This window comes from Pseudoclavibacter sp. CFCC 14310 (assembly GCF_008831165.1).
Taxonomy (GTDB): Bacteria; Actinomycetota; Actinomycetes; order Actinomycetales; family Microbacteriaceae; genus Pseudoclavibacter_A.
This window is the reverse complement of the sequence record NZ_WBKC01000005.1, coordinates 48126-71947: the sequence shown is the minus strand read 5'-3', so window position 1 is coordinate 71947 and position 23822 is coordinate 48126. Positions and strand designations below refer to the sequence as shown.

24 protein-coding genes are annotated in these 23822 nt (G+C 66.9%); 11 read left to right on the top strand and 13 right to left on the bottom strand.

Annotated features, from left to right (window positions below; translation table 11 throughout):
• Window positions 1-64 precede the first annotated feature (64 nt).
• Entirely contained in the window at window positions 65-940 is an 876-nt protein-coding gene (locus F8O06_RS11840) for a Bax inhibitor-1/YccA family membrane protein (protein WP_158038805.1), read from the bottom strand.
• A gap of 112 nt (window positions 941-1052) precedes the next feature.
• Window positions 1053-1964, bottom strand: a complete 912-nt coding sequence (locus F8O06_RS11835; protein ID WP_158038753.1) for a TIGR01777 family oxidoreductase — start codon at window positions 1962-1964, stop codon at window positions 1053-1055.
• 108 nt (window positions 1965-2072) lie between these two features.
• Between F8O06_RS11835 and F8O06_RS11830 the strand changes: the two genes are divergently transcribed.
• Together F8O06_RS11830 and F8O06_RS11825 are read left to right on the top strand one after the other, a co-directional pair.
• The gene (locus tag F8O06_RS11830; RefSeq protein WP_158038752.1) at window positions 2073-4322 is read left to right on the top strand and encodes an MMPL family transporter; all 2250 of its coding nucleotides are present in this window, start codon (window positions 2073-2075) and stop codon (window positions 4320-4322) included.
• A gap of 56 nt (window positions 4323-4378) precedes the next feature.
• Complete coding sequence (locus F8O06_RS11825) at window positions 4379-4666, top strand: YciI family protein (protein WP_158030871.1); 288 nt, start codon at window positions 4379-4381, stop codon at window positions 4664-4666.
• On the opposite strand, the gene F8O06_RS11820 is transcribed toward F8O06_RS11825, so the two are convergent.
• Entirely contained in the window at window positions 4658-6241 is a 1584-nt protein-coding gene (locus tag F8O06_RS11820; RefSeq protein WP_158038751.1) for a PLP-dependent aminotransferase family protein, read from the bottom strand. The two genes, F8O06_RS11825 and F8O06_RS11820, sit on opposite strands and share 9 nt — an antisense overlap.
• Window positions 6242-6337: 96 nt before the next feature.
• Between F8O06_RS11820 and pdxS the strand changes: the two genes are divergently transcribed.
• Genes pdxS through F8O06_RS12290 form a run of 3 tightly spaced genes read left to right on the top strand, consistent with a single transcriptional unit; the run spans window position 6338 to window position 8154 of the window.
• Complete coding sequence (pdxS, locus tag F8O06_RS11815; RefSeq protein WP_158038750.1) at window positions 6338-7285, top strand: pyridoxal 5'-phosphate synthase lyase subunit PdxS; 948 nt, start codon at window positions 6338-6340, stop codon at window positions 7283-7285.
• Window positions 7286-7287: 2 nt separating this feature from the next.
• Window positions 7288-7980: a pyridoxal 5'-phosphate synthase glutaminase subunit PdxT gene (pdxT, locus tag F8O06_RS11810; protein WP_158038749.1), complete on the top strand. Its 693-nt coding sequence runs from the start codon at window positions 7288-7290 to the stop codon at window positions 7978-7980.
• A gap of 6 nt (window positions 7981-7986) precedes the next feature.
• Window positions 7987-8154: a hypothetical protein gene (locus F8O06_RS12290; protein ID WP_192496948.1), complete on the top strand. Its 168-nt coding sequence runs from the start codon at window positions 7987-7989 to the stop codon at window positions 8152-8154.
• Window positions 8155-8329: 175 nt separating this feature from the next.
• On the opposite strand, the gene F8O06_RS11800 is transcribed toward F8O06_RS12290, so the two are convergent.
• From F8O06_RS11800 to F8O06_RS11790, 3 genes are read right to left on the bottom strand one after another with little or no spacing between them, the layout of a single operon-like run.
• Entirely contained in the window at window positions 8330-9133 is an 804-nt protein-coding gene (locus F8O06_RS11800; protein ID WP_225733505.1) for a hypothetical protein, read from the bottom strand.
• A gap of 9 nt (window positions 9134-9142) precedes the next feature.
• Window positions 9143-10078, bottom strand: a complete 936-nt coding sequence (locus tag F8O06_RS11795; RefSeq protein ID WP_158038748.1) for an ABC transporter ATP-binding protein — start codon at window positions 10076-10078, stop codon at window positions 9143-9145.
• Window positions 10075-10494: a GntR family transcriptional regulator gene (locus tag F8O06_RS11790; protein ID WP_225733504.1), complete on the bottom strand. Its 420-nt coding sequence runs from the start codon at window positions 10492-10494 to the stop codon at window positions 10075-10077. The genes F8O06_RS11795 and F8O06_RS11790 overlap by 4 nt, the downstream gene beginning before the upstream one ends.
• A gap of 310 nt (window positions 10495-10804) precedes the next feature.
• On the opposite strand from F8O06_RS11790, the gene pip reads away from it, so the two are divergent.
• On the top strand, window positions 10805-11854 hold the full coding sequence (gene pip / locus F8O06_RS11785; RefSeq protein ID WP_158038747.1) for a prolyl aminopeptidase: 1050 nt from the start codon (window positions 10805-10807) through the stop codon (window positions 11852-11854).
• Between the two features lie 17 nt (window positions 11855-11871).
• Here the strand turns inward: pip and F8O06_RS11780 are convergent, their stop codons facing one another.
• The 4 genes from F8O06_RS11780 to F8O06_RS11765 all read right to left on the bottom strand — a co-directional run bounded on the left by F8O06_RS11780 (window position 11872) and on the right by F8O06_RS11765 (window position 14834).
• Window positions 11872-12684, bottom strand: a complete 813-nt coding sequence (locus F8O06_RS11780) for an NAD(P)H-hydrate epimerase (RefSeq protein WP_158038746.1) — start codon at window positions 12682-12684, stop codon at window positions 11872-11874.
• Window positions 12685-12830: 146 nt separating this feature from the next.
• The gene (locus F8O06_RS11775; protein ID WP_225733503.1) at window positions 12831-13442 is read right to left on the bottom strand and encodes a methylated-DNA--[protein]-cysteine S-methyltransferase; all 612 of its coding nucleotides are present in this window, start codon (window positions 13440-13442) and stop codon (window positions 12831-12833) included.
• A 104-nt stretch (window positions 13443-13546) separates the two neighbouring features.
• Window positions 13547-14206, bottom strand: coding sequence for a DsbA family protein (locus F8O06_RS11770; RefSeq protein WP_225733502.1), 660 nt, complete (start codon window positions 14204-14206; stop codon window positions 13547-13549).
• 70 nt (window positions 14207-14276) lie between these two features.
• Complete coding sequence (locus F8O06_RS11765) at window positions 14277-14834, bottom strand: MarR family winged helix-turn-helix transcriptional regulator (RefSeq protein ID WP_158038745.1); 558 nt, start codon at window positions 14832-14834, stop codon at window positions 14277-14279.
• Window positions 14835-14985: 151 nt separating this feature from the next.
• On the opposite strand from F8O06_RS11765, the gene F8O06_RS11760 reads away from it, so the two are divergent.
• Genes F8O06_RS11760 through F8O06_RS11740 form a run of 5 tightly spaced genes read left to right on the top strand, consistent with a single transcriptional unit; the run spans window position 14986 to window position 20516 of the window.
• Window positions 14986-16239 (top strand): polyprenyl synthetase family protein, encoded by a 1254-nt coding sequence (locus F8O06_RS11760; protein ID WP_158038744.1) that lies wholly within the window; start codon window positions 14986-14988, stop codon window positions 16237-16239.
• Window positions 16236-17258 (top strand): phytoene/squalene synthase family protein, encoded by a 1023-nt coding sequence (locus F8O06_RS11755; RefSeq protein WP_158038743.1) that lies wholly within the window; start codon window positions 16236-16238, stop codon window positions 17256-17258. The genes F8O06_RS11760 and F8O06_RS11755 overlap by 4 nt, the downstream gene beginning before the upstream one ends.
• On the top strand, window positions 17255-18910 hold the full coding sequence (gene crtI, locus F8O06_RS11750; RefSeq protein WP_158038742.1) for a phytoene desaturase family protein: 1656 nt from the start codon (window positions 17255-17257) through the stop codon (window positions 18908-18910). The genes F8O06_RS11755 and crtI overlap by 4 nt, the downstream gene beginning before the upstream one ends.
• The gene (locus tag F8O06_RS11745) at window positions 18907-19227 is read left to right on the top strand and encodes a lycopene cyclase domain-containing protein (RefSeq protein WP_158038741.1); all 321 of its coding nucleotides are present in this window, start codon (window positions 18907-18909) and stop codon (window positions 19225-19227) included. The genes crtI and F8O06_RS11745 overlap by 4 nt, the downstream gene beginning before the upstream one ends.
• A complete protein-coding gene (locus F8O06_RS11740; RefSeq protein WP_318655871.1) occupies window positions 19224-20516 on the top strand; it encodes a prenyltransferase in 1293 nt (430 codons plus the stop codon). Before F8O06_RS11745 ends, F8O06_RS11740 begins: the two co-directional genes overlap by 4 nt.
• Window positions 20517-20528: 12 nt before the next feature.
• Here F8O06_RS11740 and F8O06_RS11735 read toward each other — a convergent pair whose 3' ends face one another.
• The 3 genes from F8O06_RS11735 to F8O06_RS11725 all read right to left on the bottom strand — a co-directional run bounded on the left by F8O06_RS11735 (window position 20529) and on the right by F8O06_RS11725 (window position 23709).
• Window positions 20529-21404 (bottom strand): ribonuclease H family protein, encoded by an 876-nt coding sequence (locus F8O06_RS11735; protein ID WP_158038740.1) that lies wholly within the window; start codon window positions 21402-21404, stop codon window positions 20529-20531.
• A gap of 590 nt (window positions 21405-21994) precedes the next feature.
• Complete coding sequence (locus tag F8O06_RS11730; protein ID WP_158038739.1) at window positions 21995-22318, bottom strand: hypothetical protein; 324 nt, start codon at window positions 22316-22318, stop codon at window positions 21995-21997.
• Window positions 22315-23709, bottom strand: coding sequence for an Nramp family divalent metal transporter (locus F8O06_RS11725; protein WP_158038738.1), 1395 nt, complete (start codon window positions 23707-23709; stop codon window positions 22315-22317). Before F8O06_RS11725 ends, F8O06_RS11730 begins: the two co-directional genes overlap by 4 nt.
• Between the last annotated feature and the right edge of the window lie 113 nt (window positions 23710-23822).

Here is a 23822-nt window from a genome sequence, read left to right as displayed (position 1 = left end):
TATCTAGGAGTGTACACCCGCCGAGGGCTGGCGCAAAGTCACAGGCGCGTCGTGCTGAACAGAGTCAGTCGCGGCTGCTGGCAAGAATCGCGAACAGACGCAGGAACTCCACGTAGAGCCAGATGACCGTGACGGCGATGCCGAAGGCGGCGGTCCAGCCGAACTTGGCCGGCGCTCCCTGCTGCACACCAGTCTTGACCATGTCGAAGTCGAGAACGAGTGAGTACGCGGCCATGATGACCACCAGAATGCCGACAATGACGCCGACCGGGATGCCGAAGATCTGCATGCCCAACACGCCGAAGGGGTTCGACGTCGCGCCGAAGACCATCATGCCCACGTTGATCAGGCTGAACAGCAGGTAGCCGCCCATGGCGATCATCAGGATCTTGGCGCCCTTGGCCGACGCGCGCACCTTGCCGCTGCAGAAGAGCACCAATGTGACGGCGAACACGCTGAGCGTCGCCAGCACCGCCTGAACGACGATGCCACCGTAGTACGTCGTCGCGAACACCTGCGAGATCGCTCCGACGAAGAGTCCTTCGAAGACGCCGTAGGCGAGGATGAGCGGCACGGACGGCTGCTTCTTGAACGAGTTGACCAGGCCGAGCACCAGGCCCACGATGACTCCGGGAAGCAGCAGCACCGGGAACATCCAGCCGACGACGGCACCGACGAGGATCGTGCCGAAGAGCATCGCGGTCTTCACGATGACGCCGTCGTAGGTCATGCGCTCCGAGGCTGGCAGCGCAGAGCCCGCGGCCGGGAAGGCCTGTGGCTGAGTCTGCTGAGGAAGTCCCTGTTGCGTCTGCTGCGTCTGGGGTTCGGCCCCGGCCGGGCGATCGTACATCTGGCGCAGCTGATCAGCCGTTGCGGTCTCACCCACCTGCGGCGTCTTGCCGTTGAAATAGGGGTTTCTCGAGAGAACGGGGTTGTCCAGAGCCACGAAGGCCTCCTCATTGTCGTGTCGTGGTCAGCCGCGCTGTCAATGTCGCTGATCGGCAGCGGTGCCGCGGCGCATACACATTCTAGAGAACGCAGCTGTGCGCCGCCTATTCCCCGCGGGCCGCTACAGCCTCGTCCACAGCGCGAGCCAGATCGTCGTCGCCGAAGACAAAGCCGTCTTCGGTCAGCCGCTGAGGAACCACATGCTGATCGGCGAGCAGTAGGTCGTCGGCTGCGGTGCCGAGTGCCATGCGCAGTGTCCATGCCGGCGCCGGCAGCAGATGTGGGCGTCGCAGCGCTCGGGTGACCGCACGGGTGACCTGCTCGCTCGTGGCACCGCTCGGGGCCGCGATGTTGGCCGGCCCTGCGATCTCGCTCTCGGTGGCCAGATGCACATAGGCAGCCGCCTCGTCGCTCAGCGACACCCATGGCCAGTGCTGTCGCCCCGAGCCGAGCCTGCCGGCGAGGCCGAACTTCGCAAGGGTGACCAACGGGCCGAGAGCGGCACGCGTCGAGAGCACGATTCCGGTGCGTGCATGCGCGATGCGTGTGCTGTCTGCCGCAGCACGCGTCGCCGCCTCCCAGCGGCGTGTGACGGCCGCGAGAAAGCCTTCGCCGGAGGCGGCCTGCTCGGTGAGCCGTTCGCCGGGGCGGCTGCCGTAGAAACCGACGGCAGACGCCGAGACCCAGGCGGCAGGGGGCTCTGTCGAGGCCGCTATGGCCCGGGCGAGCGTACGAGTGCTCGAGACACGGCTATCAAGGATGCTGCGGCGACGTGATTTGGTCCACGGCAGCTTCGCGATGCTGGTTCCGTTCAGAGAGATGACGGCGTCGGCCCATTCGACGGCCTCGGGGTCGATCTCAGCGGTCGTCGGCTGCCACTGCCATGTGGGGGTCGAACCGGAATCGCTGTGCGAGCCGGGGCGTGTGAGTATGCCGACCTCGTGGCCGGTGTGGGCCAGCTGTCGACGGATTTCGGACCCGATGAGTCCGCTGGCTCCCGCGATGAGCACTTTCATAGTCACTCCTCTTCGCTGGTGATGCCTGTTTCACTGGTGATGTCTGTGTTTCACCGACCCTACCTGCAAGTAGCTTACTTGGTAAGCATGCGGTGTTACGATCAGTTCATGCGCACCTCGCCCGACAGCTCTGACCGTACCGGCTCGCCGACTCTGCAGGGCGGACAGACCGACTCGCGTCGGCCGAGCCGTCAGCCCAGCCGCTGGCTGCGCATCGGGCTGCCCGTCGTGCTCGCACTGCTGTGGCTGGTGTTGGGAGGGCTGGGAGGGCCGACCTTCGGCAAGATCTCACAGGTCGCCTCGACCGATGCGACCACATTTCTGCCTGCCAGCTCGCAGTCGACGCAGGTGCAGCAGTGGCAGCAGCGCTTCGCGGACGACCCCGATGTGATTCCTGCGGTCGTCGTCTTCACCACGGAAGACAACCGCGAGCTCACGGCCGGCGACCTGCAGCAGATCACTGATCGCGTCGCCGCCGCTGCAGACGGCGCCACCGCCTCTCCGGTGATCCCCAGCGAAGACCGGCAGGCGGCGCAGGTCGTCATCGAGCTCGACCGCAGCGACGGACCGAAGGCTCCCGTGCAGCAGCTGCAGCAGGCGCTCGCCGACCCCGACGCGGCATCCACCGACATCGAGGCGCACGTGACCGGGCCGGCCGGCTACGCCGCAGACCTCAGCGCAGCCTTCGCAGGCATCGACGGAGTGCTGCTGATCGTGGCTCTGAGCGCCGTGCTGGTGATCCTCGTGCTGGTCTACCGGTCGCTGCTGCTGCCTTTGCTGGTGCTGCTCACTTCTGTGTTCGCTCTCTGCGCCTCGATCCTCACCGTCTTCTGGCTCGCCAAGGCGGGTGTCGTGCAGCTGAACGGGCAGTCGCAGGGCATTCTCTGCATTCTGGTGATCGGCGCGTGCACCGACTATTCGCTGCTCATCGTGCACCGATATCGCGAGCTGCTCACCACAGAGCCGAGCGTGTGGCGGGCGGTGCTCGCCGCCCTGCGCGCGAATCTCGAACCGGTGGCGGCTTCGGCCGGCACCGTCATCGCCGGGCTGCTCTGTCTGCTGCTGAGCGACCTGAACTCGAACCGCAGCCTCGGTCCCGTGACCGCGATCGGCATCGTCTGGGCGTTCCTCGCCGCGATGACGTTGCTGCCGGCACTGCTCGCGCTGGTCGGCCGAGCCGGCTTCTGGCCGAACGTGCCGCGACTGCGGGCCGCACATGTCTCGAACGAGCGCACCGGTCGGCTCTGGCCCGCGGTGGCCCGATTCGTCGACCGTCGTCATCGCACGGTGTGGATCGCGAGCGTCGTGCTGCTCGCCGCTGGTGCGACCGGGCTGTTCGGGCTGAACGCGAACGGCGTGCAGCAGCGCGACCTGGTGCTCACCGAGAATCAGTCGTCGACAGGTCAGGCGCTGCTTGAGCAGCACTTCGCAGGCGGCACAGGCAGCCCGGTCACCGTGATCGCAGACGCGACGGATGCGTCGGCTGCCTTGGACGCTCTGCGTGCGGCCGACGGCATGAGCGGTGCGTACCAGGTGACGGACGGTCCGAGTGGGGCGCCTATTCCGGGGGCGCAGCCGCTCGAGGTCGACGGGCATGTGCAGCTGCGTGCGACGCTTGAGCACGGCGCCGACGACCCGAGCTCGGAACAGGCCGTGCGCGAGCTGCGCGCCGACCTGGCCACTGCCGCCCCGAGCGCGCTGGTCGGAGGGGTCACTGCGACGGCGGTCGACACCAATGACGCCGCCATGCACGACCGCAACCTGATCATTCCGGTCGTGTTGGTGGTGATCACGATCATCCTCATGCTGCTGCTGCGTTCGATTGTGGCGCCGATCATGCTGCTGGGCGCCACGGTGCTCTCGTTCGCGGCAGCTCTCGGCGTCTCGTCGCTGATCTTCGACCACGTGCTGCACCTGCCCGGTGCCGACCCCTCGGTGCCGCTCTACGGGTTCGTGTTCCTGGTCGCGCTCGGCGTCGACTACAACATCTTCTTGATGACGCGGGTGCGCGAAGAGACCCGGTTCTTCGCCGAGAACGGCGTGCCCGATGCAGACCTGACGAGAAGGCAGCAGCATGATGCACATCTCAGCACCCGACGGGGCATCGACGAGGGACTGGTGCAGACCGGCTCGGTGATCACCTCGGCCGGCGTCGTGCTCGCAGCGACGTTCGCCGCACTCGGCGTGATCCCCATCCTCTTTCTGCTGCAGCTCGCCATCATCGTGAGCTTCGGCGTACTGCTCGACACGATTCTGGTGCGGTCGCTGCTGGTGCCTGCGCTCGCGATCTCGATGCGTCGAGTGCTCTGGTGGCCGTCGCGCCTTGATCGTGCGGGTTCTTCGAAACGCGGGGCATAATGTCTTCAGGTCGGCTGCCGCAGCCGACCGACTCACCCCATCGAACGGAGCAAGGCATGGCGCTGTACGCGATCACTTACAAGTACGTCGACGACACGGAGAAGCTCGGCGAGGTGCGTCCCTCACATCGCGCCTACCTCACCGGGCTGCTTGAGAACGGGCAGAACCTTGCCTCGGGGCCGCTGACCACAGCAGGCCCGAACACCGCGCTGCTGATCTTCCAGGCCGACAGCATCGAGCAGGCCGCCGCACTGAGCGACGACGACCCGATGGTCGCCAACGGTCTGGTCGCCGAGCGTCACGTGCAGGAGTGGAACATCGTCATCGGCGGCTTCTCACACTGATCGTTCGACCAGCACTCGCGCCAGAGCGCGCAGCGCGGCGTCGAGCTCGCGGTCGTCGAGGTGCCCGTAGCCGATGACCAGCCCGTGTCGTGACTCGCTCTGATCGCCTCCGCTCCAATAGGTCGACAGTGCTGACACGGCGATGCCCGCTGCGGTGCAGCGGCGCATGAGATCGGCTTCGCGGTCGGGGGATGCCGTGCTCGCGTCGATCTGATCGCTCGCGTCGGCCGGATCCCTCGTTCGCAACGCACCCGTGGTGTCGCCGTCAGATGTCACCTCGATGACGGCGTGCAGGCCGCCGTCCATGGGAAACACCGTGATGCCTGCGAGCCCCTGCAGCTGCGTGAGAACGCGGCTGCGTCGCTGGCGATAGATGCGACGCATCCGAGCGGTGTGCCGGCGCAGCTCGCCTGACGACAGATACTCGGCGAAGGCGGTCTGCGTCATGGCCGACACCGGTGAGCCGAGATCGCGGCGCACCTGCAGCATCCGCTCGCGCAGCCGATCGCCGGCGATCACGAAACCGGTCGCGACCTCGGGGGCGACCGTCTTCGAATACGTGCCAAGGGTGACGACCACCCCGTCGTGCGGATCGTCCAGGGCGGCGAGCGCAGGCAGCGGCTGGCCGACGTAGCGCAGCTCGGAGTCATAGTCGTCTTCGATGACGATCACCTCGTGACGGCGGGCCCAGTCGAGCAGTTCGCGGCGACGGTCGGCAGGCAGCGACCCGCCCAACGGATACTGATGGCTGGGGGTCACGATCACCGCGTCTGGCATCGCCGCGGGAGGCCGCGGCAGTCGGTCGGTGAGCAGCCCCGACGTATCGACCTGCAGACGCTGGAGTCGCGCGCCCAGACGGGTCACCACGCGTCGCAGCGACGGGTAGCCCGGCGACTCGACTCCGATGACCGGGGCAGCGGTGCTGCCGAACGACGCGAGCATCAGCAGGGCCAGCCCTTCGCGTGCTCCCGCAGTCACGATGACCGCATCGGCGTCGCGCCTGACCCCGCGCATGCGGCGCAGATGCTCGACGATCTGCCTGCGCAGTTCTGGCAGTCCGGCTGGTGGCACGGGGGCCGGGACCGTCTCAGTCGCCGTTCGCCAGGCCGCGCGCCACGCCGGCGTGATCAGGTGCTCGGTCGATGGTCGATCGGGTGTGAGGTCGTGAACGATGCGTGGCGTCCGGGACGAGGTCTGTGTGTGCGCCTGTGCATGCGCGCCGCTTGGCGGCGAGGGCGGAGTCGGCCGTTGCTGCGAGGGCAGTGACACCTGGGCGCGGTCAGGCGCCGGCGGGCGCGGATGCGTCACGGCCAGACGCGGGTTGACTCGCGTGGCCGACCCCCGCCGAGCTTCGAGATACCCCTCGGCACCGAGCTGTTCGAAGGCGGTCACGACTGTTCCCCGAGACACACCCAGCTGCTTGGCCCAGGCTCGCGTCGACGGCAGCGCGTCGCCCGCATCGAGCACGCCGGTGTCGATCAGCTCTCGAACGGCCGAGGCCAGCTGCGCCGGCAGCGACTCGGCGCGCTCGGGGAGCAGATCGATCGGCAGTTCGAGAAGCTGAGCGGCGCGCATGCACTCCAGTGTGACCTATGAGCGGCAAAGTGGTCCAGAGAAATCACAGGATACTGGATCTTGTCGCATGCCACTCCTCGGGTGACAGTTGAGGCCATGACTGAGAACCAGACCCTCGCTGACCAGACCGCTGCTGCCGACACGACCATCGCATCCTCCTTCGGCACGCCCCTCGTCAAGAGCGGGCTCGCCGACATGCTCAAAGGCGGCGTCATCATGGACGTCGTGACTGCCGAGCAGGCGCGCATCGCCGAAGACGCCGGAGCCGTCGCCGTCATGGCGCTCGAACGCGTCCCGGCAGACATCCGCGCGCAGGGCGGTGTGGCGCGCATGAGCGATCCCGACCTGATCGATTCGATCATCGCGGCGGTGTCGATTCCGGTGATGGCGAAGGCGCGCATCGGGCACTTCGTCGAAGCGCAGGTGCTGCAGGAGCTCGGCGTCGACTACATCGACGAATCCGAAGTGCTGAGCCCCGCCGACTACGTGAATCACATTGACAAGCAGCGGTTCACCGTGCCTTTCGTGTGTGGTGCCACCAATCTGGGCGAGGCGCTGCGCCGTATCGCCGAGGGGGCGGCGATGATCCGGTCGAAGGGCGAGGCCGGCACGGGGGATGTGTCAGAGGCGACCAAGCACATCCGCACGATCAGGGGAGACATCGCCCGACTGCAGGCGCTCGCCGCCACAGAGCCGGAGCAGCTCTACGTCGCGGCGAAAGAGCTGGCGGCGCCGCTGCCGCTGGTGCAGTGGGTCGCGGAGCACGGCGAACTGCCGGTCGTGCTGTTCACCGCTGGCGGCATCGCCACGCCTGCAGACGCAGCGATGATGATGCAGCTCGGTGCCGACGGCGTGTTCGTCGGCTCGGGCATCTTCAAGTCGGGCGAGCCCGCAAAGCGCGCAGCCGCGATCGTGCGTGCAACCGCCCAGTATGACGATCCGGCGGCGATCGCCCAGGCCTCACGCGGTCTCGGCGAGGCGATGGTCGGCATCAATGTGGCCGACCTGCCCGCGCCGCACCGCCTCGCCGAACGAGGATGGTGACAATGCCTGACCCGACGGGCAGTCACCTGACCGGGAGCCACCTGGAGGTGCACGTGCGGCCTGAACCGAGCATCCGTCGCACGGCAGACCGGGCTGTGCGCTCGAGACCCGATCCGAGCATCCGTCGTGTGGGCGTGCTCGCGGTGCAGGGTGGCGTGCGCGAACACGTCGATCTGCTGGCATCGATGCAGGTGCTGCCCGTGCCGATTCGGCGTTCGGCCGATCTCATCGGCCCAGACGGCCCTCGGGTGGATGCCATGGTGCTGCCCGGCGGGGAATCGTCGGTGCTCGATCGGCTCACTCGCGCGCTCGGCCTCACGGATGCGCTGAGTGAAGTCATTGCCGCCGGACTGCCGACGCTCGGTACCTGCGCGGGGCTGATCATGCTGGCCGATCGCATCGAGAACCCGGCGCCGGGGCAGCGTTCCCTCGGGGGTCTGGACGTTACGGTCGACCGCAACGCCTTCGGGGCGCAGGTGGTGTCTGAAGAGGCCACGGTCGAGACGATCTGGGGGCCGGTGCGCGCGGCGTTCATCAGAGCTCCGAGGGTTGTGCAGCTCGGGGGAGCGACCGTGGCCGCGCGTCATCGGGGTGAGATCGTCGCCGTCACACAGGGGAACCTCATCGGGGTGGCGTTTCATCCCGAGCTCACGGGTGACACCACGGTGCATGAGCAGCTGCTGAAGCTGGTGTGACGGCTGGTGCTGCTGGCGGTGCCGCTGGTGCTGGTGCTGGTGCTGGTGCCGATGCTGCTGCCGCTGGTGCCGCTGGTGCTGGTGCCGATGCTGGTGCTGGTGGTGCTGGTGCTGCTGGCGGTGCCGCTGGTGCTGGTGCTGGTGGTGCTGCTGGTGCAGCTGCGCTGCTCCTGAATCATCTGCCAGCGCTGCTGCTCAAATACCCACCTGCGCGGATTGGTCCAGGCCACCACCGTTTGCGGGAGAATCGGCGTTTTCCTCCAAACAGTGGCGGTCTCGGCCAATCCGCGCAGGTGCGCCGCTGTGCAAGATGCCTCTGCCCAGGGCATCCTGCACAGCGGAACCCGTGCTACCGCACCGAGGCGCGGCGCAGTGCCAGGTACTGTGACAGGCAGGTGATCACGATGATGACGCCGGTGAATGCGGCCAGCCACCACACGCTGAAGTGTTCGCCGAGCCAGGGCCAGGCCGGGACCGACAGCAGCAGCACGAGTGCGACGATCAGGGCAAGTGCGATGGCCACGATCGTCGGGCCTTTATTGCCGAAGCGCACCCAGATCGCGCCGAAGGCTCCGCCGATCGACAGCGACGCGAGCGTGCCCAAGAACAAGGTCACGAGCAGCTGCCAGAGCGACCCTGAGCCGAACAGCAGCGTGTCGAAGACATAGACGCCGATGAACCAGTGGTTCGTGGCGATTTCGAGCAGCAGAAGCGCACCGCCCAGAAGTGCGACGTAGACCGCCATCAGCAGATGAAACGCCAGCGTGCCGAGCGTGAACGAGCGGCGTGTGCTGCCCAAAGCAAGCACGAACGGAAAGGTCGTCGAGACCGAGGCGACACCCAGGTAGATCAGAAATCCGGGTAGAGACCACGCCGCACCCGAGTTGTTGCGCAGCCCGCTGACGAACTCCGGGTCGCTTGGGCTGCCACCGGTCGCACGCTGAATCGTCAGCGAGATGATCACAGAGACCACGAACACCAAGCCGAAGATGAGCGCCGGGGTGAGCACGCTGCTCGACGGAACGTTCAGCTGAAGCCGGGTGACCCGGGCGATGCGCTGCAATGGGGTCGGGTGGCTGACGGAAGGCCCGGGACGTACCGGGTCGGAGCCGACGGTGCCGTCGAGGCGGGAAGAGAAGGCTGGGGAAGTCATGATCACTCCTTAGACAGTTGTGGCGCGCGAAGCGTCGAGGTCTGTGGTCGGGCGGGCAGCACGTGCGTCTGTGAGCGAACCCGCACCGAGCGCGCTGACGATCTGCTGCAGCGACGCGGGTCGAACATCCACGCCGTCGGCACCGGCGGCTGCAACGAGCTCGCGGCCCGCCTGCCCACGCACGGTCACCGTGCTCAAGGCGCCGATTTCGTGTGAGTGCAGCACGTCTCTGCCCTCGAGGTACGGCTCGACGCGTGTGGTGACGCCGCTCAGCGTGAACGCGAAGCCCGCCAGGTCGTCAGCACTGCGGTCGAGCACGAGCCGCCCGCGATCGAGCACCAGCACGTGATCGAACAGCGGCGCCATCTCGTCGATCAGATGCGTCGAGGCGATGATCGTGCGTGGGTGCGCCGAGTAGTCCTCGATCAGCACGTCATAGAAGTGCTGCCGGGCCGTCGCGTCGAGCCCGAGGTACGGCTCGTCGAGAAACGTGATCGGCGCTCGCGAGGCAAGACTGATGACGACGCCGAGCGCCGAGAGCTGGCCGCGGCTGTACTTCTTGACCTTGGTCTTGGCCGGCAGTCGAAACGCCTCGACGAGGCGGGCCGCCAGTGCAGCATCCCACGCCGGGTGGAACAGCGGTGCGATGCGCAGCGCATGCTTCAGCTGGTAGTCGTCGGGGTAGCGCTGGTTGTCGCGGATGAAGCTGATGTCATCCTGCACAGGCGCCGACTCGAACGGGTCGCCGCCCGTGACGTGGATGCTGCCCGCAGTCGGGCGATCCTGCCCGGTGAGCAGCGCCATCAGGGTGGTCTTGCCTGCGCCGTTGCGACCGAGGAGCCCGATGATGCTGGGCTGCTCGATGGTGAACGATACGTCGTCGAGGGCTGCGACGTCACCGTATCGGCGGGTGACGCCGGCCACTGAGATGATGGGGTTCTTCATTGGGGCCTCCTGTCGAGGTCGGGCTTGTGGGTGTGTGATGCCTGGGGACTCTGCGTGGTCTGGATGGTCTGTGCGATCGCGCTGCGCACCTCATCGGGGGTGAGTCCGAGGCGCTGCGCCTCTCGCAGCATCGGCGCGACGAACTGTTCTGCGAAGTGGCTGCGGCGTTCGGCGAGCAGCTGTGCTCGGGCGCCGGTGACGACGAACATGCCGCGACCCCGGTGCTTCTCGAGCAGCTGACGGTCGACGAGCAGATTGAGCGCTTTGCCCGCTGTCGCCGGATTGATGCGGTGAAATGCAGACAGCTCGTTGGTCGACGGAACCGCTGTGCCTTCGGCGTATGCGCCGTTGGCGATGTCGTCGGCGATCTGGTCAGCGAGCTGGATGAAGATCGGCCGGTCGTTGTCGAATGCCACGGATCACCTGCTCTCTGTTGCTCGGTTCTGTTCCATCAGTGTCGCGTACTTGGGTTCATTAGTCAAGTAATGAACCCAAGTACGCGTGCGATGCCTTTGCAAATTGCTCTAGGTGCATATCGACTCATGCCAAATGTCAGCCGGTGCGATCGACTCATGCCAAATGTCGGGTGAGACTACCCATCCATGCCAAGTTCCATGTCTGGATGTTGTGGGGCGGCATTTGGGGCGGCTGGATTGCCAGCGGGGACTTGTCCAGGCACGAACCACCGGTCGCTGACGCAGGGGAGCCAACGACTAGTCTGGCTGCATGTCTGACGCAACCCCTGCATCCGCCTCAGCCCACACAGCAGCGATCGAGACGCGCAGTCTTGAAGAGATTCTGTACCCGGCGCTGGAGCCGCACCAGATCGAGCACCTCGACGTGGGCGAGGGGCAGCGCCTGTACTTGGAGCAGTCGGGCAACCCTCAGGGCACGCCGGTCGTCTTCGTGCACGGCGGGCCCGGCGGCGGCACAAGCCCTTGGCAGCGGCGCTTCTTCGACCCTGCCGTCTACCGCATCATTCTCTTCGACCAGCGCGGATGCGGGCAGAGCACGCCGCATGCGGCCGACGGCGCCGACCTCGGCGTCATCGACACCGCTCGGCTCGTCGCCGACATGGAACGCATTCGCGAGCACCTCGGCGTCAAACGCTGGCTCGTCTTCGGCGGGTCATGGGGCTCGACGCTGTCGCTGGCATACGCCGAGGCTCACCCCGAGCACGTGATCGGGCTCGTGCTGCGCGGCATCTTTCTGCTGCGCCGCTGGGAGCTCGACTGGTACTACAACCGAGGCGGTGCCCAGAACCTGTTTCCCGACCTCTTCGACGCCTATGAGTCTGTGCTGCGCGAACATGCGCCGGAAGAACTCGCCGGCGACCACATCGCAACGTTCCATCGGCTGCTCAACGGGCCAAACGAAGAGGTGGCGCTGCAGGCCGCGCTGGCGTGGTCTGACTGGGAGTCGCAGACGAGCCATCTGCTCGTTCCTGGAGAGCCCGCGCGAACCACGCTGCAGCTGGCTGAGCATCGTCGCTTCGCGCTCGCATTCGCACGCATCGAGAACCACTTCTTCGCCAACGGCGGGTTCATGCGTGAGAACCAGCTGATCGACGAGGCCGACCGCCTGGCGGGCATCCCCGGTGTGATCGTGCAGGGGCGCTATGACGTGGTGTGCCCGCCGCGCAGCGCCTGGGAGCTGCATCGTGCCTGGCCGCAGTCACAGCTCACCTTCGTGCCGAACGCCGGTCACGGATCGAACGAAGCCGGGATCGCTGCGGGCCTGATCGAGGCGACTGACGGGTTTCGCGCGCTGCGGTGAACGAGACTGGGCCTTCCCTAGTCTTCGTAGGCGGGAGTCACTCTGGCAAGCTCGCCGAGCATGCCGATGTCGATCACGCTGAGTTCGCCGGCATAGGCCTTCGCCGGAGGCTGCAGCAGCCCCGCCTTGGCGGCGCCGAACGTGACGGTCAGGTCTGCGTGCAGCACCGTCGGATCGGGCACCTCGCCGGTGTCTGGATTGATGCCGCTGGGAATGTCGACGGCGACGACCATCGGGCGGATGCCCTGGTCGCGATCGCCCGACGCGTCGCGTGAGCGTTGCGCAGGCACCGGTGCCTGTGTGGCGAGCGAGGCGGTGTCGAGACTCTGCACCCGGAGGCTGCGGCGGTCGGCGATCACGTCGTTCACGGCCTCGACGACGGCTCGAGCCGTTCCACGCAGTGCTGCTTCGGCGCCCAGTCTCGTGCCGGTGCCGAGAATTCCGTCGACGACCACATCGCTCGTTCGTGCCGTGGCGACAGCGGCGTCGACGCACGCCTCTTCAGCGGCCCCGACAGGAACAGCCAGTCGAGCGCCTGCATCCTCGGCGGCGGCGAGGCCGGAGCCATGCACGCGGTCAGCCGTCGGCACAATGCGCACGTCGGCGCCCGCATCGGCGAGTCGGCCGGCGGCGAAGAGCGCGTCGCCACCATTGTTGCCTGCCCCGACGAGCACGAGCACCTGGGCATCGTCGATCGCCGTGCCGTGGTCGTCCAAGAGGCCACGAACCTCTTGGGCGAGTGCGGTCGCTGCCCGCTGCATCAACGGCAGCCCGGCGTCGAGCAGCGGCTTCTCAGCAGTGCGGATCTGTTCGGCGGTGTATCCCCTCATACCCTCTAGTATGACGGGCGCAGGCTCACGAACGAGGGTGCAGGCCAAGACGCAGGGCTCGCGTGACCAGACACGAGGACGCGCCTGCGAGCGGAAAGCGGGTGCAACGCAGGGTGCACATCGGTCGACACAGACGAGAACCGGGCTCAGCGCAGGGCGTCAGCCTCGAGCGCCTGCAGAATCGCTTTTGCCGGTGCGCCGCCTCGGTAGCCGCCCAGACTGCCGTCGGCCCGCGTCACGCGGTGGCAGGGCACGATCACGGGAATCGGATTGCCCGAGCACCCCGTGCCGACGGCGCGAACCGCCTTGGGGCGCCCGAGCCGTTCGGCCAGAGCGGTGTACGTCGTGGTGGTGCCGAACGGCACCTGGCGCAGCGCCTGTCGCACCTCGAGGTAGAACCCCGACGATAGTGCGTCGTCGATCGGCACGGTGAACGCCTGCAGCCGGCCCGCGAAATACTCGCGCAGCTGCGCTTCGGCGATGGCCAGGTGATCGACGGCTTCGTGCTTGGCCTCGTCGTCGGCGATGAGCAAATCGGGACGCAACCGATCGACCAGCTCGGTGACCACAGGTTCGACGCCCTCTGTGGCGAACGCGACGCGCACCACGCCTCGCTCGGTCGTCGCCACGAGCAGCGGGCCGATCGGCGTCGACACGACCGACGATGTCAGCTCATCACGGTGCAGGGCGTTGGCGGGACGCACCTCGTCGTGTGCGGTGTCAGTTGTCGGCGGTGAGGCCTTTGTCATCTCCGTCATCTGATTCATTCTCTGAGTCTGCCTGACAGAAGGCTCTGTCGACAGTGCCGCACTCAGCCTGTGCACGGGTCCACGCCATCAGTGCCTCTGTGCAGAACACCGCGTCACCGCAGAATCGGCCCCACGTCGCGTGAGCGCTTCAGCTCGAAGAATCCGTCGACGCTGGTCGCCAGCGCGAGCCCGTCGTACAGCCGCAGGGCAGCATCCCCGGTCGGAGCCGGAGACACGACCGGCCCGAAGAACGAGTGCTCGTTGATCGTCAGAACCGGCGTGCCGACATCGGTGCCCACGCGCCTGGCGACCTCCTCCTGGTTCGCGGCCAGCGCCGCGTCGCCCTCGTGCCGCTCGTCGAAGAGCGCGGCATCGAGCCCGGCCGCCGACAGACTCTCGCGTGCCACCGCCTCGACGTCGGTGCGGGCGTCCAGATGGATGCGTCGGCCCAACTCGTCATACAGCGCCTTGACCGCAGTGCTGTCGAAGCGTTCGGCGACCAGAGCGACCAGCGGGCAGTACTCTTTCGACCGTCGAATGCCGTCGGCGTGTTCGGGGTCGGGCTCGGCATTCGCCGGCAGCAGCGCGAGGCTCATCACGCGCCAGGTCACGTCGAGGTCGCGCACCTGCTGCACCTCGGCGAGCCATCGGGACGTCATCCACGCCCAAGGACAGATCGGGTCGAAGAAGAACTCGACGGGTGCGGTGCTCGTCGCGGTCAGGGACGATGACTCTGCCTGTGTGGGGTCGGGTGCTGGTGCTGCGGATGTCATGGCGGTTCCTCTCGGATTCGTGCTGGTCAGGGGGAGTCGGCTGCGTGCGTCGACGTTCAGGGCAGGTCTTTCAGCTGCGGCCGTCGGTGTGAGGGCCACCGTCGAAGAGCTCTGCGAGCGCGTCGAGAAAGCCGATGACGGCTCGCTGCTGATCATCGTCGAGAGTGGAGGCCAGCTCGATCATGCGTGTATGCATGTCGCCCAGCGAACTGCGCACTTCGCGGTGCGCTGACTCTGTCGACTGCAGCAGCTGGCCGCGTCCGTCGAGGGGGTTTCGCGACCGGGTGACGAACCCTGTGGCCTCGAGGCGGCCCAGAAGCTTGGTGGTTGCCGCACTGGTGACGTCGAGGTGCGCGGTGATGTCGCCCGGAGTGGTCGCCAGGCCGCAGCGTTCGCGTGCCATGATGAGTCGCAGCGCTTCCATATCGGTCGCATTGAGCCTCATGTATCGCTCTGATCGATGGCGCATGGCCTGGTCTGCGCGGTGCAGACGACGAACCGCTTCGAGCACCTGGCGGGCACCGGTCTCAGTGTCCTCGTCATACCAGTAGGCATGCGGGCGACGATCAGTTCCCGCGATGGGATGTGGGGATGGTGCGCCTGTGGTCTGCCCAGTTCTCTCAGACATCGTGTTCTCCTCTGTGCAGCGATGCGCATCCTGTCGCGTCGCCCTGTTCTGAGCCTACTGGGCGAACGCGGTTCTGAGCTAGAACTCTAACTAAGTTAGATATAGTTTGATTAGACGGCAGCAGTCATCGCCGGATCATGAAGGAGACCATATGTCCGCCCGCCCGGCATCGACCACCGACAACCGTCATGTCGCCGAGCCGACGCGTCCGCACGCAGCGCCGATCACCTTGGCCGACGTCGACGAACGGCTGCAGCAGGGGCTGGACGCGAGTCTGCGGCAGGCGGCACAGGTCGACGATCGTTTCGTGCAGCTGTGGCAGGCACTGCGATCGGGCATCGGGGGCGGCAAACGGGTTCGTCCGGCGCTGCTGATCGACACCTTCACAGCCTTGGGCGGCCCGGAGAAGCATCGCGAGGCCTGCATCGAGGCAGCAGCGGCGCTCGAGATGCTGCACGCAGCCTTTCTTCTTCACGACGACCTCATCGACGGCGATCTGCTGCGACGTGGTCGCCCGAACGCCATCGCCGAGTTCTCCGCACGCGGAAACGCACATTCCGCAGGAGCCGGAAGCAGCTGGGGGCTTGCGGCGGGAACGCTCGGAGGCGATCTGCTGCTCAGCTCGGCCATTCGCCGTCTGGCCGGCGTGCGGGTCGAAGACCGGCTGCGAGATCAGCTCCTCGATGAGTTCGACGAGACGATTCACCTCTCTGCTGCCGGCGAGCTGGCGGATGTCACACAGTCGCTCATATCAGACGCCTCGCCGTCGACGGGCCGTCTCTCTGCGGCCGATGCCGGCGTCTCACCGCTTGAGCCGACACGCTCGACCGTGCAGCAGACCGCACGCCCTCAGTCGCGGTCGACTGCCTCGGCTCAGACCTCATCGGTGCCGCCCCTGGCAGACGAGGCGCTGTGCCAGATCGAGCAGACACTCGAGCTCAAGACGGCCCGATACAGCTTTGTCGCTCCTGTACGCATCGGCGCGATGCTGGCCGGCGCCGATGCGCGGCAGATCTCGAATCTCAGCGACATGGCTCGCCATGCGGGCATCGCCTTCCAACTGACCGACGATCTCATCGGCGTCTTCGGCGACGCCGACATCACCGGCAAAAGCACCAAGGTCGACCTGCAGCGCGGCACACGCACGGCGCTCATCGCCGTCGCGCAGCACACAGCCGTGTGGGCCGAACTCGAAACCATGATCGGCGACCCCACACTCGATGACGCACGTGCGGCCCGAGCGCGCGACCTGCTGAACGCCTGCGGGGCCCGTGCGGCGGTCGAGCTGCGGGCGCGGGATCATCTGCGTCTTAGCCGCAGCCTGCTCGAAGACGAGTCGCTGCCGCCGCGCCTCAGAGACTGCATGCAGGCGCACCTCGACGCGATAGCAGGGCGGCAGCGATGAGAGAGAGCGACGCACAGCGATACCAGCGCACGGCGATGCACGCCGCCGCACTCGTGGTCGCGCGGTACTCGACGTCGTTCGGGCTCGCCTGTCGCCTGCTCGCACCTGCGCTTCGTCCCGAGATCAGGGCGCTCTATGCGCTGGTGCGCATTGCCGACGAAACGGTCGACGGGGCCGCAGAGCAAGCGGGGATGTCCACAGCACAGCAGGCGAATGCGCTCGACGCGCTCGAAGACACAGTGTATGAGGCGATTCGTGACGGCCACAGCACGAATCCCATCGTGCACGCCTTCGCCAGCGTGGCGCGCCGCCGCGGCATCGACGCCGAGCTGATCGCGCCGTTCTTCGCCTCGATGCGGCGTGACCTCGACCCCGCCCCGTTCACTGCGGCAGAGATGCCGGCCTACATCCACGGTTCTGCCGAGGTCGTCGGGCTGATGTGCCTGGCCTGCTTCGTCGAAGATCCCGTCGATCGAGCACGGCTGCGCGAGGGGGCACGTGCTCTGGGCTCCGCGTTTCAGAAGGTGAACTTCCTGCGTGACCTGGGCGACGATGTGCACCTGCGCGGTCGCAACTATTTTCCAGACGCAGTCGTGGTCGTCGAAGATCGTCAGCCGGTGCGGCCCGACGCAGATGAGTCGCCGGCTGCGCAGACGACCCTTCCGGCGACGGATGCGGCAGCACGCCCGCATCGCAGCATCCGCCTGACCGAGACCGATCGAGATCGCATTCTCGACGACATCGACGCCGAGCTCGCCCAGTCCGGCGAGGCGATCGAAGACCTGCCAGCGGGCAGCAGACTGGCGGTCGCCACTGCGCATGCGCTGTTCTCCGAGCTGTCCCGGCGCCTTCGACAGACGCCGGTCGAGATGCTCGTGACCAGCCGCACTCGGGTGCCCGGATGGCGTAAGGCGCAGATCGTGGCGCGCTGCATGCTGCACGAGCGCGTTGCCAGGCGACGCGGCCGCGAGGCTGACAGATCGAAGGCGCCGATGCCACTCGACGGGAGCAGACGATGAGGAAGCACCAGCGACCACCACAGAACCAGCGGCAGCGTGCCGTGGTGATCGGCGGAGGCATCGCCGGTCTGGCGTCGGCCGCGCTCCTGGCACGCGATGGTCACGCCGTCACGCTGCTCGAGGGGCAGGATGCGCTCGGCGGCCGCGCGGGCACCTGGCAGCATGACGGGTTTCGCTTCGACACCGGGCCGAGCTGGTACCTGATGCCCGAGGTGTTCGACCATTTCTTCAGACTGTTCGGCACCAGCGCTGCGGAACAGCTCGAACTGACGACGCTCGATCCCGGCTACCGGGTGTTCTTCGAACCGTCGGCCTCAGGCGAGTCCGCCTCGCGGCTCGACATCGTCCGGTCGCGCAGCGCGAACCAGGCCGCGTTCGAAGCCGTCGAGACCGGCGCAGGAAAGGCGCTCGGCCGATATCTGGACTCGTCGGCGGCGACCTACCGCAGCGCCAAGGAGCACTTTCTCTACACATCGTGGCAGCGGCTGACGCCACTGCTGCGGCCATCGGTGCTGCGTGACATCCGGCGTCTTCCAGGTCTGCTGACACAGACGCTGGAGGCCTTCGTGGGGGCGCGGTTCGCTGACCGCAGGCTGCGCCAAGTGCTCGGCTACCCGGCGGTCTTTCTCGGTACGTCGCCCGAGCGCACACCTGCGCTCTATCACCTGATGAGCCATCTCGACCTCGACGACGGCGTGCTCTACCCCGAGGGAGGTTTCACCGCGCTGATCGCAGCCATCGAGCGCGTCGCCCGCGATGCGGGAGTGACCGTCGTGACTGATCGTCGGGCGATCTCGATCGACACAAAGGGCGGCCGCAGCCAGGGCGGCAGACGGCGTCAGCGCGCTCAGGCGACGGGCGTGACCACCGTCGATCACACCGGTCGTCGTCGTCGACACCTCGCCGATATCGTGGTGTCGGCGGCAGACCTGCACCACACCGAGACAGAGCTGCTGCCGTCGCCGCTGCGCACCTACCCGTCATCGTGGTGGCAGCGTCGTGACCCGGGGCCGGGCGCAGTGCTGGCGATGCTCGGGGTTCGCGGCGGGCTGCCTCAGCTCGAACACCATTCGCTCTTCTTCACCGCAGACTGGAAGGCGAACTTCGACACGATCTTCGCCGATCGCGCAGGCATCCCCGACCCCGCATCCTGCTACGTCTGCAAACCGAGTGCCACAGACGCAGCCGTCGCACCGGCGGGCCATGAGAATCTGTTCGTGCTGATTCCCGTTGCGGCAGACACCCGCATCGGCACCGGAGGGCTCGACGGCACCGGAGACCAGGCCGTGGAGGCCGCCGTCGACCGCGCGATCGCACAGATCTCTGAGTGGGCAGACATCCCCGACCTGGCCGAGCGCATCGTCGTGCGTCGCACCGTCGCTCCCGCCGACTTCGCGAGAGATCTCAACGCCTGGCAGGGAGGCGCATTGGGGCCAGCCCACACACTGCGGCAGAGTGCGCTGCTGCGTGCCAGAAACTCCTCGCGCAAGGTGGCGGGGCTGTACTATGCGGGCACATCGAGCATTCCAGGGGTCGGCCTGCCGATGTGTCTGATCAGCGCCGAGATCATGCTGAAGCGCGTGCGAGGCGACTCCTCGCTGGGGCCGCTGCCCGAACCCTCACCCAGCCCGACGGCAGGCAGCGACCGATGAGCGCCGCGTATCTGATTCTGCTGCTGCTCTCACTGCTCGGCGTCGCCCTGCTCGACCGACGGTGGCGACTGTTCGTCTGGCGTGCGCCGGTCACGGCGGTCATGGTGCTCGTCAGCGGTGTCGTCTTCTTTGTGCTCTGGGATCTGTTCGGCATCGCAAACGGACACTTTCGGCAGGCAGACGGGCCCTGGCAGCTCGGGGTGCTGCTCGCGCCAGAGCTGCCGATCGAAGAGCCGGTGTTCCTGCTGCTGCTCTGCTGGTCTGCGATGCTGCTGTGGTGTGCCGCCGTGCGGCTGCTCGAACGGCGGCAGCGATGACCTATCCGCAGCTCAACCTGGTCATGCTCGCCGTCGCCGCCGGAGCCGCGGCGCTCTGCCTGCTGGCACGCCGCATCCGCGCTCGACGCGCTTCGGAGCCTCCGCAGCACGCGCCGGGCTCAGGAGCGCTGCCCTCGTCGGGGCCGCGCATCACCCGCGTGCTGAGCGCATTCGCGATCGCGCTGGCGGGGCTCGTGCTGCTCACTGCGGTCTTCGACAACGTGATGATCGCGGCAGGGCTCTTCTCCTACGCCGACCAAGGGCGCACCGGCTGGCAGATCGGCCGAGCTCCGATCGAGGACTTCGCCTACCCGCTCGCTGCGCTGCTGCTGCTGCCGGCACTGTGGGTCTTCGTGCGTGATCATGAGCGCACCGCACGCACGGTGCTTCTCTCGTCACGACCCCTGAGCTGGATCAACACGGCGTTTCCGTTCGCCGCCGCATTCGCACTCGGCGTCGGCGGCGGCGACCCACAACTGAGCGCCGTGTCGGCTGCCGGCTCATGGCCGACTCTGGGCCTGGTGGCCGGCACGCTGTTCTTCCTGGTGCCGTACAACCTGCTCATGTACGGCATCAACGACGTGTTCGACTACGAGAGCGATCTGCGCAACGCTCGCAAGGGCGGGGCGGAAGGCGCCCTGCTGGAGCCCCGGCTGCATCGCACTGTGGTGCTCAGCGGCGTGATCTCGGCAGCGCCGTTCGTCTCGCTCATGCTGGTTGCCGCCTGGCATCTGGGCACCATGGTCGCCGGCGCGATCACGTTGGCCGTCAGCCTGTTTCTCGTGGTCGCCTACTCGGTGCCAGGGCTGCGGTTCAAAGAGCGGCCCGTCGTCGACTCGATCACCTCGAGCCTGCACTTCGTCACCCCGGCGGTATGCGGTCTCGCCTTCGCCGGCGTCGAGCTCACCTGGCCGCTGATCGCGCTGCTGGTGGCCTTTGGCCTCTGGGGCATGGCCAGTCATGCGTTCGGTGCGGTGCAGGATGTCATTCCTGATCGCGAGGGCGGCATCTCGTCGATCGCGACGGTGCTGGGGGCGGGGCGAACGGTGCGGCTGGCCATCTGGCTCTGGTCGGCGGCCGGCGTGCTGACGCTCTTCACGTCTTGGCCCGGGCCGCTGGGGGCGCTGTTGGTCGTGCCGTACATCGTCGCAGTGTGGCCGTTTCGTTCGATCAGCGACGAGCGCTCGGCCCAGGCCAACGTCGGTTGGCGGCGCTTTCTGGCGATCAACTATGCCTGCGGGTTCTGCGTCACCATGCTGCTGATCTGGTGGGCTTCGCTGAACCTGTGACCAGAGGCAGACTCAGGCGAGCCCGCCGGACGAGACATGGTGCAGGCTCAGCAGCCAGTGCCCCTCGCGCCGAACCCAGACCGACGAATGGGCGGCCACCGTCGGTGACCGGGTCTCGTAGGTGACGATGGTGACGTCGTCGGTGACGGCGGATGCCGCAGCCGACCTGAGCTGATCGCCTGCGGCCGGCAGCAGGGCGCGTGAGCCGATGATGCGGCATCCCTCGTCGAGCAGGCTGCGGCCGGTGGCGATGTCGCGGGCGCCACGTGCGTCGGCGAGCAGTCGTTCGGCTGCGAGTGCGTCCGAGGCAGCCGAACTCGATGGGGCGGCGTCTGCCGGGGTGTCTGACGGGGTGTCCGCCGGGGTATCTGCCAGGGTATCTGCGGTCGACGCGGCCGCGGTATCTGCGAACGACGGGGCAGCCGATGCGGCGAAACCGGGCCCGGCATCCACCGCACGCCCCGCCTGGATGGCGAGGGCAGCACCGTGCGCGCGTTCGTCGGCGGCCTCGTTCATGTGATGCCCGGCGTGCCCCTTGACCCACTCGAATTGCACGTCTCGCCCCTGCAGCGCCGCATCGATCTGCTCGAGCTGGTCGCGGTTGAGCACCGGCTTGCCGTCGGATTTCTTCCAGCCCTTGCGCTTCCAGCCGGGCATCCACTTCGTGACCGAGTTGATCACGTACTGGCTGTCACAGAGGATGCGCAGCGGCTCGTCGCGGTCTGCCGTCGCGTTCAGCAGCTCGAGCACGGCCTGCAGCTCGCCGCGGTTGTTGGTGCTGTGCTCCCAGCCCCCGGCCGCCCAGTGGTCGTCGTCGACGTACCAGGCCCAGCCGGCGGGGCCGGGGTTGCCGAGAGCTGATCCGTCTGCAGAGGCGATGATGGTCATTCGAACATTCTGCCACTGGCCGCCGACATCAGGCTCGGCCCCGGCCACGCACTCCCGCCCCGCGCATCACCTTGCCGCGAGGCTGCGCTCGACTCGCTCGGGCGTGAACCAGATCAGCAGCACGGCACCGAGCAGCGCGGCCGTGCGCACAGCAGTGCGGCCGAAGGGGGCACCTGCGGCGATTGCCTCAGACTGACCTGGATCGGACGAAATCGGCTGATTCCGTCCAATTTCGGCTGATTCCGTCCAATCTCGGTAGATTCCGTGCAGCCCTCCGCGCAGTCCGCCCAGCCCGTGCAGTCCGCGCAGCCCGCGCAGTCCTCCGTGCAGTCCGTGCAGTCCGCCCAGCCCGCGCAGACCTCCGTGCAGTCCGCCCTGCCCGTGCAGTCCGCGCAGCCCGTGCAGTCCTCCGTTCAGTCCGTTCAGTCCGCGCTGCGGCGCTCCGTACTGTCATCGGTCGTCATCGAGCGAAGCCTGCTTGTCCGCTCTCTTTTCTTTTCTCTGCGCTGTCTGTTTGCCTGTCCAGGCCGTATTCGCGGGGGCCGTGTAGCGAAATTCGTGGGGTAGTGACGGCTTCGCCTCACATATCGCTACACGGCCAAGGCCACATGCGCGACCGGCTGACCGTTCGGGGTCTCAGGCCCATGGCCGTGAGCCGAACTGCCGCAGCGCGAGCAGGGCATCCGTGCGAGAGGCACCTCAGCGGGCGAACAGTCGAGACGTGCACCGACCTCTCGACGCAGCCGAGCGTGCGCGGCGACGAACAGACCACGCCGAGCGGGAGAGCGCAGCAGATCGGCTCGGCGCCGTTCGTCTGCATCGAGCAGGGCCCAGTCGTGGCGCAGCATTCCGACTTCGCGCACAACGGCGACGGCGAACATATCGATCTGCGCGCCGGCAAGGGTCAGAATCACGCCCCGAACATATCACCGACGGTCTCGAAGATGAGTTTGATGTTCAGCACGGTCAGCACGCCGGTCGCGAGCCATCCAAGCACAACGGCCCACCGCGGGTTCGCGAAGCTGCCCATGATCTTCTTCGACGAGGTGAACCAGACCAGCGGCACCATCGAGACGGGCAGTGCGATGCAGAGAAACACCTGAGAGTTGACCAACAGGTTGTCGAGGGCCTGCTCGTCGCCTCCGTACATCACCGTACAGATGATCACCGGAATCACCGCGATCGTTCGGGTGATCACGCGGCGGGCCCACAGCGGCATCCGCATCTTGATGAACCCTTCCATCACGACCTGACCGGTCAGCGTGCCGGTGATCGTCGAGTTCTGGCCCGAGGCGAGAAGGGCGACGGCGAATAGCGTGCTGAGCACAGGGCTGGCGACGGCACCGGCGAGGCTGGAATCCTTGAGCGCGTCGTACAGCGCGCCGAACGTGCCCAAGTCGCTCTCGACGCCGAAGAACAGAGCCGCACCGAGCAGCAGCAGCAGACAGTTGATGATGAACGCGGCCGAGAGCTGGATGTTTGAATCCCACGTCGCGAAGCGCACCGCACGCCTTTTCTCGACGTCGTCTTCGCGTGCGTAGTCGCGCGACTGCACGATGGCAGAGTGCAGGTACAGGTTGTGCGGCATGACGGTGGCGCCGACGATGCCAAGGGCGAGAGTCAGCTGCTCAGGTTTGAGGATGTCGGCCTTCGGCACGAAGCCGGCGAACACCTGTGGCAGATCAGGCTGGGCGATGACGACCTCGTAGATGAAGACGACCATGATCGTGAGGATGAGCGTGACGACGATGGCCTCGATCTTGCGAAAGCCGATCTGCAGCAGCAGGAGCAGCAGAAACACGTCGAGCACCGTGAGAATGACGCCCACCACGAGAGGCATGCCGAAGAGCAGGTGCAGAGCGATGGCCGCACCGATCACTTCGGCCACGTCGGTGGCCATGATGGCCAGCTCGGTCACGATCCAGAGCACGAAGCCCGTCTTTCGCCCCGTGTGCGCCCGCGTCGCCTGGGCGAGATCCATGCCCGTGACGATGCCCAGCTTCGCAGCCATGTACTGCAGCAGCATCGCGGTGAGGCTCGAGATCAGGATCACACTGAGCAGCAGATAGCCGAACTGCGAGCCGCCGCCGATCGAGGTCACCCAGTTGCCGGGATCCATATATCCGACCGCGACGAGCGCACCGGGGCCGCTGTAGGCGGCGAGCGTTCGCCAGAACCCGGCATGGGCGGGCGGTGTGCGCACGGTCGAGTTGATCTCTTGCAGCGACGGCCCGTTCGCCGGCTGAATCAGTCGCCTGCGCGACCCGTCGGCCCGTTTCGGACGCGTCTCAGATTCGATGGACATTTCGCGTGCTCCTCTACATGCACTCCCGGTGATCACGAGCCGCAGGCTCGCGCGTGGTGGGCGAGCCTTGCACGTCCATCTGCAATTAGTTCTAGCACATTGAAATAAAAGTT